The 16414-nt window shown below is 30.2% G+C and carries 12 protein-coding genes and 11 tRNA genes; 21 read left to right on the top strand and 2 right to left on the bottom strand.

Annotation, left to right across the window (positions count from 1 at the left end):
• Window positions 1–161: 161 nt before the first annotated feature.
• The 6 genes from J1C67_RS03990 (at window position 162) to J1C67_RS03965 (ending at window position 9242) form a co-directional block, all read left to right on the top strand.
• The gene (locus J1C67_RS03990) at window positions 162–2189 is read left to right on the top strand and encodes a triple tyrosine motif-containing protein (RefSeq protein WP_167866947.1); all 2028 of its coding nucleotides are present in this window, start codon (window positions 162–164) and stop codon (window positions 2187–2189) included.
• 161 nt (window positions 2190–2350) lie between these two features.
• Window positions 2351–3088 (top strand): lytic transglycosylase domain-containing protein, encoded by a 738-nt coding sequence (locus J1C67_RS03985; protein ID WP_167866948.1) that lies wholly within the window; start codon window positions 2351–2353, stop codon window positions 3086–3088.
• Between the two features lie 222 nt (window positions 3089–3310).
• On the top strand, window positions 3311–4027 hold the full coding sequence (locus tag J1C67_RS03980; RefSeq protein WP_167866949.1) for a pseudouridine synthase: 717 nt from the start codon (window positions 3311–3313) through the stop codon (window positions 4025–4027).
• Between the two features lie 592 nt (window positions 4028–4619).
• Window positions 4620–6884 (top strand): DNA helicase PcrA, encoded by a 2265-nt coding sequence (gene pcrA, locus J1C67_RS03975; RefSeq protein ID WP_089969515.1) that lies wholly within the window; start codon window positions 4620–4622, stop codon window positions 6882–6884.
• A gap of 73 nt (window positions 6885–6957) precedes the next feature.
• Complete coding sequence (ligA, locus tag J1C67_RS03970) at window positions 6958–8949, top strand: NAD-dependent DNA ligase LigA (protein WP_167866950.1); 1992 nt, start codon at window positions 6958–6960, stop codon at window positions 8947–8949.
• 5 nt (window positions 8950–8954) lie between these two features.
• Entirely contained in the window at window positions 8955–9242 is a 288-nt protein-coding gene (locus J1C67_RS03965; RefSeq protein ID WP_175490836.1) for a hypothetical protein, read from the top strand.
• Between the two features lie 64 nt (window positions 9243–9306).
• On the opposite strand, the gene J1C67_RS03960 is transcribed toward J1C67_RS03965, so the two are convergent.
• On the bottom strand, window positions 9307–9609 hold the full coding sequence (locus J1C67_RS03960) for a hypothetical protein (protein ID WP_089969520.1): 303 nt from the start codon (window positions 9607–9609) through the stop codon (window positions 9307–9309).
• Window positions 9610–9776: 167 nt separating this feature from the next.
• Between J1C67_RS03960 and J1C67_RS03955 the strand changes: the two genes are divergently transcribed.
• Complete coding sequence (locus J1C67_RS03955; protein ID WP_167866951.1) at window positions 9777–11276, top strand: ABC transporter substrate-binding protein; 1500 nt, start codon at window positions 9777–9779, stop codon at window positions 11274–11276.
• A gap of 131 nt (window positions 11277–11407) precedes the next feature.
• On the opposite strand, the gene J1C67_RS03950 is transcribed toward J1C67_RS03955, so the two are convergent.
• Complete coding sequence (locus tag J1C67_RS03950) at window positions 11408–13084, bottom strand: hypothetical protein (protein ID WP_243176812.1); 1677 nt, start codon at window positions 13082–13084, stop codon at window positions 11408–11410.
• A 167-nt stretch (window positions 13085–13251) separates the two neighbouring features.
• Between J1C67_RS03950 and rph the strand changes: the two genes are divergently transcribed.
• The 14 genes from rph to J1C67_RS03880 all read left to right on the top strand — a co-directional run bounded on the left by rph (window position 13252) and on the right by J1C67_RS03880 (window position 16381).
• A complete protein-coding gene (gene rph, locus J1C67_RS03945; protein WP_089969525.1) occupies window positions 13252–14004 on the top strand; it encodes a ribonuclease PH in 753 nt (250 codons plus the stop codon).
• Window positions 14004–14615, top strand: coding sequence for an RdgB/HAM1 family non-canonical purine NTP pyrophosphatase (gene rdgB, locus J1C67_RS03940; RefSeq protein WP_167866952.1), 612 nt, complete (start codon window positions 14004–14006; stop codon window positions 14613–14615). The genes rph and rdgB overlap by 1 nt, the downstream gene beginning before the upstream one ends.
• Before the next feature lie 10 nt (window positions 14616–14625).
• A complete protein-coding gene (locus tag J1C67_RS03935) occupies window positions 14626–15105 on the top strand; it encodes a YfcE family phosphodiesterase (protein WP_167866953.1) in 480 nt (159 codons plus the stop codon).
• Between the two features lie 178 nt (window positions 15106–15283).
• A tRNA-Pro gene (locus tag J1C67_RS03930) sits at window positions 15284–15359 on the top strand.
• Between the two features lie 21 nt (window positions 15360–15380).
• Window positions 15381–15454 (top strand) — tRNA-Gly (locus J1C67_RS03925).
• Window positions 15455–15531: 77 nt separating this feature from the next.
• Window positions 15532–15608: transfer RNA gene (locus J1C67_RS03920), tRNA-Arg, on the top strand.
• A gap of 3 nt (window positions 15609–15611) precedes the next feature.
• Window positions 15612–15687: transfer RNA gene (locus tag J1C67_RS03915), tRNA-Pro, on the top strand.
• Window positions 15688–15709: 22 nt separating this feature from the next.
• A tRNA-Gly gene (locus tag J1C67_RS03910) sits at window positions 15710–15783 on the top strand.
• A gap of 37 nt (window positions 15784–15820) precedes the next feature.
• Window positions 15821–15897: transfer RNA gene (locus J1C67_RS03905), tRNA-Arg, on the top strand.
• A 4-nt stretch (window positions 15898–15901) separates the two neighbouring features.
• Window positions 15902–15977, top strand: a tRNA-His gene (locus J1C67_RS03900).
• Window positions 15978–15983: 6 nt separating this feature from the next.
• Window positions 15984–16058, top strand: a tRNA-Gln gene (locus J1C67_RS03895).
• A gap of 5 nt (window positions 16059–16063) precedes the next feature.
• A tRNA-Lys gene (locus J1C67_RS03890) sits at window positions 16064–16139 on the top strand.
• A 9-nt stretch (window positions 16140–16148) separates the two neighbouring features.
• A tRNA-Leu gene (locus J1C67_RS03885) sits at window positions 16149–16233 on the top strand.
• Between the two features lie 73 nt (window positions 16234–16306).
• Window positions 16307–16381 (top strand) — tRNA-Gly (locus J1C67_RS03880).
• Window positions 16382–16414: the final 33 nt, after the last annotated feature.

Here is a 16414-nt window from a genome sequence, read left to right as displayed (position 1 = left end):
GCCGACAAAATTCAGTATATATTTTAAAATTTAAAATGTATAATATAATTACAATATTATGTTAAATAAGTATGTAATTGTGTTAGGCATCTGAAAAGAAATATATAGGTATAATGAAGTGTTGCTTTTGAGGATGACTTAGTATAGAGGGGTGGGCATTTATGAGCGAGGTTTTAATAACATTTGATAAGAATTATGAAGGGTGTATAGAAGAGGAAATAAATATAAAGGCAATTGTAGGGGAAGATCAGGGAATTGGGTTGCAATATAAGTTTATTGAAGGTACAGATGGAATATGGAATCCAATACAAGATTTTTCTAGTAAAAATATTTGTTTGTGGAAACCGCGGACAAAAGGTAAACATATAATTATGGTACAAGCTAAAAATGAAAAATCTAGTAAACCTTTTGATCATTTAGGAAAAGTTGAATTTATAGTAAAAAATGAAGAGGAAGAAAAAAATATGAAAACTAAAATTATAGAAGATATTAGTTTAGATAAGACATCGTTTAATATTGGAGAAAAGATTCGTGTTGCAGTAAAAGGCAATTACGAATTAGCTCTATATAGATTTTGGATAAAGGGAAAACAAGGATGGGAAGCACTTCGTGATTACAGCAGAGAAAATAAATTAGTATATACAGCTAGTGAAGTTGGCGCTGTTGAAATATTAATAGAGAGTAAAATGCCAGAATCGGAAAACAATGTAGACGAATTTACAACTATTAGGTTTAAAGTTGTTGAGGGGAAAAAAATAGAAATTATAGATTTTGAGTGTTTAACTGAAAGTATACTTGTGAATGAAGAGTTAATATTTAAAGTTATAACAAATTGTGATAGTAATAGAAATTTATTATATAAATTTTTAAAAATAGATAAAGATGGAAAAACAACTTGTATTCAAGAATATTCATCAAGAACAATTATTTCATTTAAGGAAAAAGAATGGGGAGAATATAGACTTTTATGTTTAACTCGCGATATGTTTTCGAATAAAGAGTTTGATGATAGAGCTATAATTACTTATGAAGTTAAACCTTATGAAGAAGTATATATAAAGAATTTTTCTAGTAATTTAAATTCTCCACAAGTATGTGGAACAGAAGTGATGTTCAAAGTTGGTGCAAAAGGGGGACGGGAACTTCTTTATAGATATATAATAGAAGGACCAAATGCTGAAGATACAGGTTATATAAGAGATAATACCTTACTTTGGGTTAGCAAAGCTGAAGGTGAATATAAAATTATTGTTAAAGTTAAGGATATATCTTATGAAGAAGATTATGAGGATATAAAAATTTTAGACTTTGAAATAGATAAAAAAAGTGAGAAACCAGTAAAAATAGTAGATATAATAACTAGTAAAAATAAAAATTCTGTTATTTTACAACCTGTAAATATTAAGATTAAGGCTGAAGGTGGAACTGTATTAAAATATTCATTCATAGTATTTAAAGATGGAAAAGAAATGGAGAGGGTGGAGTATGGAACTAGTAATTGGGTAAACTTCACGCCAGAAGAAAAGGGTGAATATGAAGTTGAAGTAAGAGTTTTAGATAAATATTCTTTAAAGGAATATGATAGTCATAGCTTTGTATATTTAAAGGTTAAGGAGTATATACCAGCAGAAATTGATTATATATTAGTGGAGTCTAAGGAAACTTACTTAGTTTTGGATACAATAGATATTGAAGCTATAGTTCAAAATACAAGAAGTGTAAAGCTTAAATATGTTACTAAAATTAATGGTCATGAAGTTGAAGATACTGGCTATATTAATGCGAGGAAATTAAAAATAAAACCAAAATGTCCAGGAAAATATACTTTTGAAATATTTGCTAAAAATATAAAATGTGAAGATGGATATGATAATAAAAAAGAAATAAGTATTTATGTTCACGAAGCAGTACCTATAAATTCTACAAAAATTGAAGCGTTAAAGGATAATATAAAAGTTAATGAAGAAGTAACATTCCAAGTGAGTAGCATAGGTGGAAAAGAAGTTTGTTATGAATTTTATATTATGGAAAAGGGTCAATGGGTGAGAGCTCAAGAATATAGTAGAAAAAATTATTATACATTTTTACCTTTCTCACCTGGAGAATATAGGGTTTTAGTATTAAGTAAAAGTTATTATAAAAAGGTTAATTATGAAGATTATGATAAAGTGAGCTTTAAAGTGTGTTAACTTAGGTAGAGACCTTAGACGTATTAAATGATAATAAATTAATATTCCTTAGGTAGGTGGGAAAAGAGAAATTCAAGGGGATTCTCTTTTTTCGCTTAAGAATAAGAAAGAATAAACGATATATATACTATGGACTAGGCTTAAATTATGGAGGGCATAAAATGAAAATTACAAATATAGAAGAGTTTATGGGAACAACTATAGCTAAGGATGCTTTGAAAAAGACTATGGGAGATTCTCCTGAGTTTGATATCGTTTATGAGGCTTTAATTCAAAATTCAAAGAATAAAGAAACTGCTTTAGTGAATACAAATAAAGATGAAGAATCTAATTATTTGCCAACTGCTGTAGGGCAAAAATTAGATAATTTGCCTATGAAAGTTAGGACGGAATCAGTAGACGGTATATACAATAGCACAGAAGGTAAAGAAAATCAAAATTCAACTGTTAATAAAGGGTTGAAAGTAGATGTGAATGAACTAGATAGTGATAAAAGTAGAATATATACAGCTGTAGATAAATATGCAACTCAATATGGAATAGATAAAAACTTAGTTTTAGGAATTATAAAACAAGAATCTAATTTTGATGCGAATGCTGTTTCAGGATCAGGTGCAATGGGTGTTATGCAACTTATGGATTTTAATTGTGAAGCGTATGGAATAACAGATCCTCTTAATATTGAACAAAATGTAGAAGGGGGAGTTAAACATATAAAAGAATATTTAAATATGTTTGATGGTAATGTAGAAATGGCTCTTATGGCATATAATGGAGGCCAGGGAACAATGGAGAGACGGGGTGTTAAGTCATCAAATGATCTTTATAAAATGCCTTCAGAAACTCAAAATTATGTTCCAAAGGTTATGAATTATTATAAAAATGGAATTAGTGCTTAAGTCATATTAAAAGAAAGAAGAGTAAGGAACATCCTGATTAGGATGTTCCTTTTGTTATGTAGTAGATTAATTAGACTAAAAGGGATTGGAAAGAAACTAATAAGTCAAACATCCTAGTCAATAAGTAAAATTTATATTGTGCTTTTAAACTTTTAATAATAGAATAGATGTTAATTGAAAAAAATAAACATAGATGTCGATAGGAAAGGAAGAGGTGTTTTAATGGAAAGATTAGATAAAGTATTATCTAACTTAGGTTATGGAACAAGAAAAGAGCTTAAAGGTATTTGCAGAAAGGGCTTAGTTAAAGTTAATGGAGTAGTAATCAAAGATAGTGGAGCTAAGGTTGAACCTGAAAGTGATGAAATATTTTTTGGTGAAGAACAAATATTTTATAGAAAATTTATATACTTAATGATGAACAAGCCAAATGGGGTTATTTCGGCTACTCGTGATAATAGAGATGAAACAGTAATTGATTTATTAGAAATGAACCATCAAATTTTCGATCCATTCCCAGTGGGAAGATTAGATAAGGATACAGTAGGATTATTATTCTTAACTAATGATGGTGAATTAAACCATAGATTAATAGCACCTAAATGGCATGTAGATAAGGTATATAGTGCTAAAATTAATAAAGAAGTTACAGAAAGTGATATAGTAGCTTTCAAAAATGGAATAACACTAGATGATGAGTATTTATGTAAAGAAGCTAAACTTGAAATAGTATCAGCGTCAGAAGAAGAATCAGATATACTAGTTACAATACAAGAAGGTAAGTTTCATCAAGTTAAAAGGATGTTCCAAGCTGTAGGGAAAGAAGTTACATATCTTAAAAGAATAGAATTTGGAACAATAAAGTTAGATGAAACACTTGCAGAAGGCGAATATAGAGAGCTGACAGATGAAGAATTAGCTATTTTAAAGAACTTCTAACGAACGTTAAAAATAAATGAGTTGAAAACATTCATTTATGCATAAAATTATAATGAAATTAATTAAATATCTTGCATTTTTTAAATGTATGAAATATAATATTTGGGCAAGGATAAATAAAAGGATATAAATAGCCCCCTTTTTATTTATTGCTTATTGCTAAAACGCAACCTGGCCCCAAGGGTTGCGTTTTTTTGCGTAAAAATGTAATCTTTAACATTGGCTAATTTAAATAAAAATATCTAATTTAAATAAAAGCATTTAAATTAGATATTTTTATTTAATAATTATTGTGACAAATTTAAGTAAAATTATATATATAGAATAAGAGTTATTTTAGAAAAGTCACATTGGCGCTAAAAATGAAATATTATACTCTGAATAATGAAAGAAAATATTCTTAGGAAAAAAATAGTGCAGGAAAAAAGTCTTTTAAGTATAAAATTGAATGTTAAGAAATTAAATATTGTATTTATTTTTAAAAAGAAGTAAATTTAATGGTTTACTTCTTTTATTTTAATACTTTTTTGGCAACAATATAAAAGATATGTATGGTATAATATAAGTTAGTAGTAGAAAGGAGGGTGTTTTTATGGATTTAAAGACATTACTTAACAAAGAGCAGTATGAAGGTGCCACAACTATAGAAGGCCAAGTGCTAATTTTAGCAGGGGCAGGGACTGGTAAAACAAGAGTACTGACATATAGAATGGCACATATGATAGAGGATTTAGGTATAGCACCATATAAAATATTAGCTATTACTTTTACTAATAAAGCATCAAAAGAAATGCAGGAAAGAGTTAAAAGAATAATAGGCGAGAAAGCTGATGATATGTGGATCTCAACTTTCCACTCAACTTGTGTAAGAATACTAAGAAGAGAAATAGAGAAAATAGGCTATAAAAAGAGCTTTAGCATATATGATAGTTCGGACCAAAAAGTACTTGTAAAAGAATGTATGAAGGCTATTGGTATAAATGATAAAGATCTAACAGAACAAGAGATAATAGGAAAGATAAGTAGAGCTAAAGATAGCATGCAAAGCCCAGAAAGCTTTATGAGAGAACATGAAGATAATTTTAGAGAAAAGAAAATTGCAGATGTTTACGCTATGTATCAAAAAAGACTTAAAGAAAATAATGCTTTAGATTTTGATGATTTAATAGGTAAAACTGTTGAGATATTTAAAAAAGATGAAGAAACATTAGAGTTTTACCAAAGAAAGTTCCAATATATTATGGTAGATGAATATCAAGATACTAATGGAGTTCAATATGAGTTCATAAAATTATTATCAGCTAAGCATAAAAATATATGCGTGGTTGGAGATGATGACCAATGTATATATCAATGGAGAGGCGCAGATATTAGAAATATTTTAGACTTTGAAAAAGATTATCCAGAGGCTAAAGTTATAAAACTTGAACAAAATTATCGTTCAAAGGGAAATATACTTGAAGCAGCTAATGTTCTTATAGTAAATAACTCTAACAGAAAGGGTAAAGAACTTAGAACAGAGCAAGAAGCAGGAGATAAGATAAAAGTTTACAGAGCATATTCAGATAGTGATGAAGGTGACTTTGTAGCGACTAACATAAAAGAAATAAAAGAAGCAGAAGATAGAGATTATAAAGATTTTGCTATTCTTTATAGAACAAATGCACAATCACGTATATTTGAAGAATGTTTAAGAAGAAAAGATATTCCTTATAAAATTGTTGGTGGAACAAGATTCTACGACAGAAAAGAAATTAAGGATATGGTAGCATATCTTAAGGTTATGGTTAATCCAGAAGATAGCATAAGTTTAAAGAGAATTATAAATGTTCCTAAAAGAGGAATAGGTGATGCAACAATTCAAAAAGTGGCAGATTTTGCTCAAGGTTATGAAGTTGCATTGTGGGATGCGCTGTCGGAAGCTGGTAACATACCTACTTTAACAGCTAGAAACTCAGGCGGAATAGGAAAGTTCATGGAGCTTATGGATAATTTCATGGTTTTAAATGAGACTGTACCTCCTTCATTATTAATTGAAACTATATTAAAAGAAACTGGATATATAGAGGAACTTGAAAAATCAAAAGAAATTGAAGATAAGAGTAGAATAGAAAATCTTAAAGAATTAGTGTCTGATGCTGTGGATTTTGAAAAAAACAGTGAAGATAAGAGCTTAAGTGCATATTTAGAAAAAATATCATTAGTTCAAGATACTGATAAGATGGGTGATGAAGATGATGGTATAGTCTTAATGACTGTGCATAGTGCTAAGGGGCTTGAGTTCCCAGTAGTATTCTTAGTTGGAATGGAGAATGGTATATTCCCAGGAAACTCATCTTTTGAAAAACAATCAGAAATGGAAGAGTCAAGAAGGCTTTGTTATGTTGCAGTAACAAGGGCAAAGGAAACTTTATATATTACATCAGCTGAAGTAAGAAGAGTATTTGGGAGAACTGTAGCATATCCTCAATCTGATTTTATTGCTGAAATAAAAACTGATTTAAAGGAATATATAAACGGAAAAGCGGCAGGTACACCTTCAAGAGCTAAGGTGTTTAAACCAAGCGCTCCTGCATATAATCCACATAGTTTAAGAAAAAACTTTGGAGATAACAGAACTTATGCATCAGCAAATCCTCAAGATGTTATAGAAGATGAAGCAGCAGTAGCTGAAAATGAAAATATGTTAACTAAAGAAGAAACCACTATTGGTAGAAAAGTTAGCCATGAAAGATTTGGTATTGGAACTATAGTATCAATCGAAGATGTTAGTAGAGATAAAAAATTAACAATAGCCTTTGATAGACAAGGGGTAAAAATATTGTTATTATCTTTAGCAAACTTAGAATTGATTTAGGTACCTTAAAAAGAATATAAATAATGAGAGTCCTCCGTAAAGGAGGGCTTTAATTATATAGGGGTGGATTTTAGTGGATGAGAAAACGAAGATAGAACTTCTAGTGGAAGAATTAAATAAATATGCATATGAATATTATTCTTTAGATAATCCTACAGTAACAGATAAAGAATATGATGAAAAATATGATGAACTTAAAGCTTTAGAAAAAGAAAATGAATATGTACTTCCATACTCACCAACATTAAGAGTTGGTGATAGGATTTTAGAAGGTTTTAATAAATATACTCATAAAGCTAGGCTTTGGAGTTTGGATAAAGCACAAACAATACAGGAAATAGAGGATTGGCATAATAGGAATATTAAATTTGTTAATGAAATGAATTTAAGAGGAGAAGAACTTCCATCTTTGAAATATGTTTTAACTAAAAAGTTTGATGGGCTTACGGTGAATCTTACATATGATGAGAATGGAATTCTAGTTACAGCAGCAACTAGAGGGAATGGTGAAACTGGAGAAAATGTTACAGCACAAGTACAAACCATAAAAGCAATACCCCTTAAAATAGCAAGTGGAGATTTATTTGAGATTCATGGTGAAGCTATTATGACAACAGAAGCCTTTGAAAATTATAATAAATCATCGGAATCACCTCTTAAAAATCTAAGAAATGGTGCGGCAGGAGCTTTAAGAAATCTTAATTTAAAAGAAACTGCAAAGAGAAATCTATCAGCATTTTTTTATGATGTAGGATACAAAGAAGGTAATGCATTTAAAACTTATGAAGAAATGCTAGGATTTATTAAACAAAAGGGATTCCCTATGGATGACTATATAAAATATTGCACAACTTTAGAAGAAGTAGAAAAAGAAATAAACTATATTAATGATATAAGGTTTGATTTGAATTATGATATAGATGGAGTAGTTATAGCTATAGATGACATTAAAACAAGAGAACTTTTAGGATACACAGTTAAGTTCCCTAAATGGGCAATTGCCTTTAAGTTTGAAGCTCAAGAAGCTACAACTACGCTTTTAGACGTAGAGTGGAATGTGGGTAGAAGTGGTAGAGTTGGACCAACAGCAATACTAGAACCTGTTGAGCTTGCAGGAGTAACGGTGAGGCGTGCGACTTTGAATAATATTGATGATATTAGAAGAAAGGGAGTAAGGATTGGCGCAGAAGTTCATATACGTAGATCTAACGATGTTATTCCTGAAATAATGGGAGTAGTTAAAGATAGTTTAGAAGATACAGTTGAAATAAATGTCCCTAAAATTTGTCCTGCTTGTGGAAGTCATGTTGTTCAAGATGGAGTTCATTATTTTTGCGAAAACACATTATCTTGTAAGCCGCAAATGGTTAAAAGTATAGTACATTTCGCATCAAGAGAAGCTATGAATATAGTAGGGTTTTCAGAAAAAACAGCAGAACAACTTTTTGAAAAACTTGATATAAAATCTATTTCAAATTTATATAGGTTGCAAACAGGAGATTTATTGCAATTAGAAAAATTTAAAGAAAAAAAGGCTAAGAATATTTTAGAGGCAGTTGAAAAAAGTAAAGAATGTGAGTTGTATAGATTTATTTATGCACTTGGTATTCCAAATGTAGGTGTTAAAACAGCTAAAGATTTAGTTAATACATTTAAATCCCTAGAGGGATTGAAAAATGCTACATTTGATGAATTAGTAGCTGTTCCAGAAGTTGGAGATATAGTTGCAAAAGGTGTAATTGAATTTTTAAAAGAGGAAAAGGTAGTTAATACTATTGATGAGCTATTATCATTAGGAGTGAATCCAAAGTATGAAGAAAAAAAGATAATTTCAAGTCCATTTGAAGGGAAAACAGTAGTAGTAACAGGTACTCTTAAGAGCTATTCAAGAGGAGAAATAAAGAGTAAGCTTGAAATGTTAGGAGCTAAAGTATCTGGAAGTGTAAGTAAGAAAACAGATTATGTGGTAGCTGGAGAAGAAGCGGGCTCTAAATTGATAAAGGCAAATGATCTTGGTGTTAGAGTTTTAACAGAAGAGGAGTTCGAAACTATAGTAAGGGGATAAAAATTATGGGAGAGTTAAAATCAAAAGATATAGTGACAGCCATATGTATGACAGCAGCAATGATAACTAGCGTTATAATAATATGTACTTTTTTGACTACATATCAATTTTTTTATGTAGGACAAATATTTAATTCATATTATATGTTACAAATGGGCGTATGTATAACTATGATACTTTGGGGAATTAGGTTTCTTTTATATCATAAAGGTAAAGAGAGATATATATACTTTCTTATTTGTATTACAATATCTGTTTCATTAATATTTTTTATTATCAATTTGGTTAATTAAAATATTTAACTAAGAAAGGCTCCATGTTATAAACATGGAGCATTTTTAGTTAGTCATTTTATAATTAAAAAGAGATAATATCATCTGATTCATCATCAGATGAGTGATTATTAAAAAGTTCATCTTCGTTAATAAGATCATCTACGTCAAATGCATCTTCTGTACTTTTATGTGAAGATGTATATTTAAAATTTAATTGTGAAATACTTTGATAAATTTTATCAAGTAAAAGATTTTGTATTCTTTGGTTTTTATACATTTTATTAAAAGTTATGAATCCCCATATGCTTACAAAAATAAGAGTTCCCATAAAAATTATTGCTATTGAATAGAATATAATTTGAAAAACTTGAACTGCCAATACCATGATATAACCTCCAATGTAAATATAGGGTAATTATATCATATAAATAGTTGTTATAAATAAAAAGTAAAAACTATTTAGAAAAATTAATAAACTTAATTAAGAATAAAGTGATTAGTTAAAAAGTTTGATGGATATAATTAAGAGGATAAAAGCAAAGGAGAGAGTATATGAAAAAAATATTAATTGCAGTGTTATCAGGTATATTAGTAGTAATATTCTTATTAGGCTTTGTTGATATAGCGAATGAAGTTCCAACCCAAAACAAAGAAGTATTTACATATTCAATAACTACAATTCCTAGAGAACTGAAAGCAGTAGGTTCTTTAAATAAGAGAGAACAAGATATAGTATGTGCTACTAGTAGAGGGCTAGTAGAGCTTGATAAAGATAGTAAAATAGTACCTTCATTAGCTGAAAGTGTTGATGTAAAAGAAGATGGAATAGAATATGATTTTAAAATAAGAGATAATATTTATTGGAGCAATGGAGAAAAAATAACCGCAAAAGATATAGCTAATTTTTTTAGAGAAGTATTAGCAGAAGAGAAGGAAGAAAATATCACAGCTTTATTAGATGTTTATGGGGCAAAAACTTTTAGAAGTGGAGAAGGAATATTTACTAAAGATGTAGGGATACAAACAGCTGAAGATAGAATTACTATAAGACTTAATAGCAAGAACACAAACTTTTTAAATGAATTAAGTAAACCTCAATACAGAGTAAGAAAAGATCTTGTTTTGTGGGAAGATATTAGTGAGAATTTTAAAAACGTTATATATTCAGGGGAGTATAGTATAACTTCAATGGACATGAGCGAAATAGTTTTAACAAGAAATAGTAAAGCAGATTTAAATATAGTAGAGGCTATACATATAATAGAGGATGAAGGCGAAGAACTTGCTATGGCTGCTTTTGAGGTTGGAAATAGAGATATAGTAGTAGGGCCTCCTAAAAGCCAGCTGACAAGGTTAGAGGAGGAGGGTAGATTAGTAACTACAAATTCGGATTTAGCAATGTATTTAGCCTTTAACCCTAACGGAAGTTCATTGCCAATGGAGGGGAAAAAGGAAATATACTCATTGATAAATAAAGCAATAGGAGAATATCAACTTCAAAATAACATTTTATTAGAACTCGCAGAAGGAAGTTATTTTAGGGATGATAAAGATGACCTTGCAAAGTTGCAGGCAAGAAAGGTAATGAGCAATACAGAAACAAAATGGAAAAAAGTTGAGGAAATTGTGTTAATTGCAGAAGAAAGTGCTGGGAACAAGGAACTATGTAACTTTTTAACTCAGTGGTTTATAGATAACTCTGAAATTTCATTAACTTATAAGTTAATAAATAAGTCTGAACTAGGTAATTTGCATAATGAGAATTATTATAATGTTGCATTAATACAATGTGAAGCATCCTTAAATAATAAAAAAATATTATATGATAAGGTAATAAACTTTTTACCAAAGGATTATAGCAAAAATTTAGAAGATGTTAAAAAAGAAGAAGAGAAGAATACTATGTTTACAAGTATGGAAGAGAACCTGTTTAATACATATTCAGTATTGCCATTATTATTTTATAATGAAAACATAGCTATAAGTGAAAAGATAAAAAATGTAGCTTTGGATGGAAATGGGAATATATATTTTGATAGACTAGAGAAATAATATAGGCAAATATTTTTTTAAAAATATAAAAATGATTATACTTATTAAAAAAAATGTTGCTTATAGTGAAAGACCGGAAGTGAAACTCCGGTCTTTTTAATATTTAACTTAAATTATGAATCTTAAAAATGTTAAATTTTCATTTCAGTTGTATCAGTTATATCAGTTGTATCAGTTATATCAGTTGTATCTGTTGTATCAGTTGTATCTGTTGTATCTGTTGATGGGAAGTTAACAGTATCATAAATAGATGCGTTTATAACTAGTGTTGGTGGTTCAACTGTGTCCTCGCAACCTGTTTCGCAATCCGATGGAATATAAGGCAACTCAGGTACTGAGGTATCTATATTACTAGGATTAGTGAAAGTTGGTTGAAGGTTAGAGTCTAAGCTACTATTATCTAATATGCTTAAAGAGGTTTCTGAAATAAAATCATCTTTAAATAAAAGAATAAATAAATAAAAACTAAACATATTTCTATAACTATCGAAAGAAGAACTATTTATATCGAAAGAATTCTTCTTTTTTGAATAGGTAATGGTTTTATTAAATATAGGAGCCACACCGGAACTGATAGGTGAAGAGAAATTAGGCATTCTAAAATAGCTCTCATCTAACATATCAGTGGAATTTAGAGTTAAGCCTCTATATCGTTCACAGTCATCTAGTGTGGGTGCATCTGGCCAACTAGGAACAAGTCCGGAACCTATATAATATTTTCTATATAAAGAAGAAATCATATTTTTATAATCGTTATAACAATTATTTTCATTAGCGAATATTATAAATGATAAAAAATAAAAATTTACATCAAGGCAAGAGTATTTTATATCTTTCTTACCAGATAATTTAATGAATATTTCCGTATCTTCATCATAAAGAGTAGTAAGTTTATTTATTATTTCTTTAGATTTTTCATTGAAACTAATCATTTTAGTATGTTTATAAGATAAGACTAAGTTGATTACAAATAAAGAAGTAAAATCTAAGGAATCAACATAATAATCTTTTTCATCAAATTTGTTAATTAAGAAATCAGTTAAATCAATAATAAGAGTTTGAGTTTTGCTATCTTTAGAGTATTTGTAGAAGAGGTTAATAGCTAATAAGGTTTTACAAATTTCTTCGAAAGAACATTCATAAATTTTTTCTTTGAAATTTAAAAACATTTCAAGAATTTCTAAAGAAAACTTGTTATATTCTTCAGCTATGTCCTCATCAGGAAACTTTTTTGAATATAAGTAATAAGAAACCATCATAAAGGCTTGGTCAGAAAATTTGAATTTTTTGCTTTTATCTACTAGGTTAAAACCTTTATAATTATTTTCTAAAAGGTTTTTCTTGTCTATAAATACACCTTCAGGATTTCTTAAGTTAACAGAATAGAATTTTAGCTGATCGCGAGATAGCTTTCTATAAACTTCTGATAGACAATAAAAATTAGAATCTATATCTTTAAAACTATCATAGTAATCAATTAATTCTAAAATACATAATGTCATCATGGCATTAGTTGTTGGGCATATTTCTTTCCTAAAAGTATCTTCATCAAAACCGTTGGAATTTTTGTTGTGGATATAGTTTGGTGATGATTTCTTATACATACATAATAGTGGAGAAAAATTTCCAATTGTGGTAACATCAATGGAGGGAGAAAGTTTCTTATATGATTTTATTGAAGAAACTAATCCGCATTTTGATTCAAGGACCAATGTCCTTACAGCTTCTTTTGATAAATGAAAAAGTTGACCGTTAATTTCTTTTTGGGATAAACTATTCATTCTAAAAAATGGTCCAATATATCGCAATTTATTCACCTCTTAAATAATCCGTATATTAATAATATGATTTAATAGATGAAATAGTGCATGAAATTTAATAATAAGATATTTTCAATAAAAGAATTAGAATAAATACATTTTAATACTATATACAGTATTTATTTTAATGCCTAAAGTAAAATGGAGGAAATATAATGAGGATAGATGGAAGAAAAAATGAGCAAGTAAGAAGTACTAAAATAACTAGAAACTATACAAAATATGCAGAAGGATCAGTTTTGATTGAAGTTGGAGATACAAAGGTAATTTGTACTGCATCAATAGAAAATAAAGTTCCACCATTTTTAAAAGGGTTAGGAGAAGGGTGGATAACTGCTGAATACAATATGTTGCCAAGGGCAACTGGAAATAGAAAACCAAGAGATATATCAAGGTTAAAGTTAGATGGTAGAACAATGGAAATACAAAGATTAATAGGAAGATCATTAAGATCTGTAATTGATTTAAAAGCACTAGGAGAAAGAACTATATGGATAGATTGTGATGTTATACAAGCTGATGGTGGAACAAGAACGGCATCTGTTACAGGAGCTTTTGTGGCGCTTATTGATGCTGTTAATAAGCTGCATAAGAAAAAACCATTTAAAGTTTATCCTGTAAGAAATTTTGTAAGTGCAACAAGTGTTGGTATAGTTGGAGACCAAAAGGTCATAGATCTATGTTATGAAGAAGATTCTAAGGCTAAGGTAGATATGAATGTTGTAGGTACGGATGAGGGTGAATTTATAGAAGTGCAAGGAACAGGTGAAGAATGTCCCTTTAAAAGAAGTGAGCTTAATGAATTATTAGATTTAGCCGAAAAGGGAATAAAACAAATGGTACAACTGCAAAAAGATTCTCTAAAAATGGATGCACTTTGGATTGGAACGGGGGAGAGTAAAAAATAATGAAAAAATTGGTTATAGCAAGTAATAATAAAGGCAAAATTAAAGAAATTAAAGAAATATTAGTTGGATTACCTTTGGAGGTAGTTTCATTAAATGATGAGAATATTAATATAGATGTAGTTGAAGATGGCATAACATTTGCTGAGAATGCTAAGAAGAAGGCTATGGAAATTTATGATTACCTTTTAAATAGAGGTGATAAAGATTTTCTTGTAATGGCAGATGATTCAGGTATAGAGGTGGATCATTTAAATGGGGCACCAGGTGTTTATTCTGCAAGATATGCGGGTGAACATGGTGATGACGATAAGAACAATGAGAAATTATTAGCAAATCTTAAAGGCGTCCGTTGGGAAAACAGAGGTGCTAGGTTTGTATGTCAATTAGCAGTAGTAGATGACAAGAAAATGTATAAAAGTGTGACAGGATATGTAGAAGGTCATATAATGGAAGAGATTAATGGAAGCGATGGATTTGGATATGATCCATTATTTTATTGTGATGAATTAAAGACCTCTTTTGGAGAAACTAAATCAAGTGAAAAAAATTTAGTATCTCATAGAGGAAGAGCTTTAGTGAAATTTAAAACTTTAATTAGAGAGTTTTTGTAGGAGGAAAATTATGAAAATAGCAGTAATAAGTGATTCGCATAATGTTAATAGTGCAATACAGGCTGTAAAACCTTATATAAGTGGTGTAGATATAGTTTTGCATCTAGGAGATGGTGCGGCTGATATAAAGGAGATTACAATGGGTTTTAAGGGCGAAGTTTATGGGGTTAAAGGAAATTGTGATTTCTGTGAAGGATATCCAAATGAGAAGATAATAAAAGTTCTAGATAAAAAGATATTAATGTGTCATGGACATATTTATAATGTTAAAATGGAACTGAATACTATAATGTGTAGAGGAAAAGAATTGGGCGTAGATATAATTTTATTTGGGCATTCTCATTTATGTATTATAGAAAAACAAGATGGATTATTACTTATGAATCCTGGAAGTATATTTAGGGGTGCTGGTATTATGCGTAGAAGTTTAGGTTATTTAGAAATTGAAGAGGGGAAAGAGGCAGTATCTTATATAAAGGAAATAAAGTAGATAAATACATACACCTATTAAAAACCGACAAATAATTAAATTAGCTTAATATAGCTTTGATTTATGACATAATATATATTAAAATTCAAAAAAGGTGTTGACGAATTTGCTTTCATATTGTAGAATAAATCTTGTCGCTGTGAGAAACAGCTAGTTAATAAAAAACATAAAGACTCTCCGGGGTGTGGCGCAGATGGGAGCGTGCGTGGTTTGGGACCATGAGGCCGCAGGTTCAATCCCTGTCACCCCGACCAATTTTAAAAAACACTTAATATGCGGATGTTGCATAGTGGTAGTGCTTCAGCCTTCCAAGCTGATAGTGCGGGTCCGATTCCCGCCATCCGCTCCATTTTAAAACAAGTTTTGAAAATTTGTTGACAATTGGAGATAAATAAATTATAATAATAAAAGTTCTGAAAAAAATATGCGTTTTTAGCTCAGCTGGATAGAGCAATGCCCTTCTAAGGCATGGGCCAGGAGTTCAAATCTCTTAAGACGCACCAATTCGGGGTGTGGCGCAGATGGGAGCGTGCGTGGTTTGGGACCATGAGGCCGCAGGTTCAATCCCTGTCACCCCGACCAATTTTTAAAAAACACTTAATATGCGGATGTTGCATAGTGGTAGTGCTTCAGCCTTCCAAGCTGATAGTGCGGGTCCGATTCCCGCCATCCGCTCCATTAAAACATAATATCAAATATATTGTTTTAACAATATGCGTTTTTAGCTCAGCTGGATAGAGCAATGCCCTTCTAAGGCATGGGCCAGGAGTTCAAATCTCTTAAGACGCACCATATGGTGGACGTAGTTCAGTTGGTAGAGCGCCAGTTTGTGGTTCTGGTTGTCGTGGGTTCGAGCCCCATCGTTCACCCCATTATTCTGGGATATCGCCAAGCGGTAAGGCATCGCACTTTGACTGCGATATGCGTAGGTTCAAATCCTGCTATCCCAGCCAATTTTGGTTCACTAGCTCAGTTGGTAGAGCACTTGACTTTTAATCAAGGTGTCCCGGGTTCGATTCCCGGGTGAGCCACCATTTATATATGCAGATGTGGCGGAATTGGCAGACGCACTAGACTTAGGATCTAGCGCCTTCGGGTGTATGGGTTCAACTCCCTTCATCTGCACCATATATAAATTATAAGGAAACTCATTATAAATGAGTAAGTTCAATTTAATAATTAAAAAAAGAATTTTATTTGCGCGGAAGTGGCTCAATGGTAGAGCGTCACCTTGCCAAGGTGAATGTTGCGAGTTCGAGTCTCGTCTTTCGCTCCAATCTCAATTAAAGTTAATACTTTAATTGCAACA

This window comes from Clostridium gasigenes, assembly GCF_017348895.1.
Lineage (GTDB): Bacteria > Bacillota > Clostridia > Clostridiales > Clostridiaceae > Clostridium > Clostridium gasigenes.
This window is presented reverse-complemented; position numbering and strand designations above follow the sequence as displayed.

Excerpts from the sequence above, each read along its gene's own strand:
- rdgB (WP_167866952.1), top strand. The coding sequence starts at position 14,004 with ATGAAAAAATTGGTTATAGCAAGTAATAATAAAGGCAAAATTAAAGAA.
- rph (WP_089969525.1), top strand. The coding sequence starts at position 13,252 with ATGAGGATAGATGGAAGAAAAAATGAGCAAGTAAGAAGTACTAAAATA.
- J1C67_RS03965 (WP_175490836.1), top strand. The coding sequence starts at position 8,955 with ATGGGAGAGTTAAAATCAAAAGATATAGTGACAGCCATATGTATGACA.
- J1C67_RS03990 (WP_167866947.1), top strand. The coding sequence starts at position 162 with ATGAGCGAGGTTTTAATAACATTTGATAAGAATTATGAAGGGTGTATA.
- J1C67_RS03955 (WP_167866951.1), top strand. The coding sequence starts at position 9,777 with ATGAAAAAAATATTAATTGCAGTGTTATCAGGTATATTAGTAGTAATA.
- J1C67_RS03980 (WP_167866949.1), top strand. The coding sequence starts at position 3,311 with ATGGAAAGATTAGATAAAGTATTATCTAACTTAGGTTATGGAACAAGA.
- J1C67_RS03985 (WP_167866948.1), top strand. The coding sequence starts at position 2,351 with ATGAAAATTACAAATATAGAAGAGTTTATGGGAACAACTATAGCTAAG.
- J1C67_RS03960 (WP_089969520.1), bottom strand. The coding sequence starts at position 9,609 with ATGGTATTGGCAGTTCAAGTTTTTCAAATTATATTCTATTCAATAGCA.
- J1C67_RS03935 (WP_167866953.1), top strand. The coding sequence starts at position 14,626 with ATGAAAATAGCAGTAATAAGTGATTCGCATAATGTTAATAGTGCAATA.
- pcrA (WP_089969515.1), top strand. The coding sequence starts at position 4,620 with ATGGATTTAAAGACATTACTTAACAAAGAGCAGTATGAAGGTGCCACA.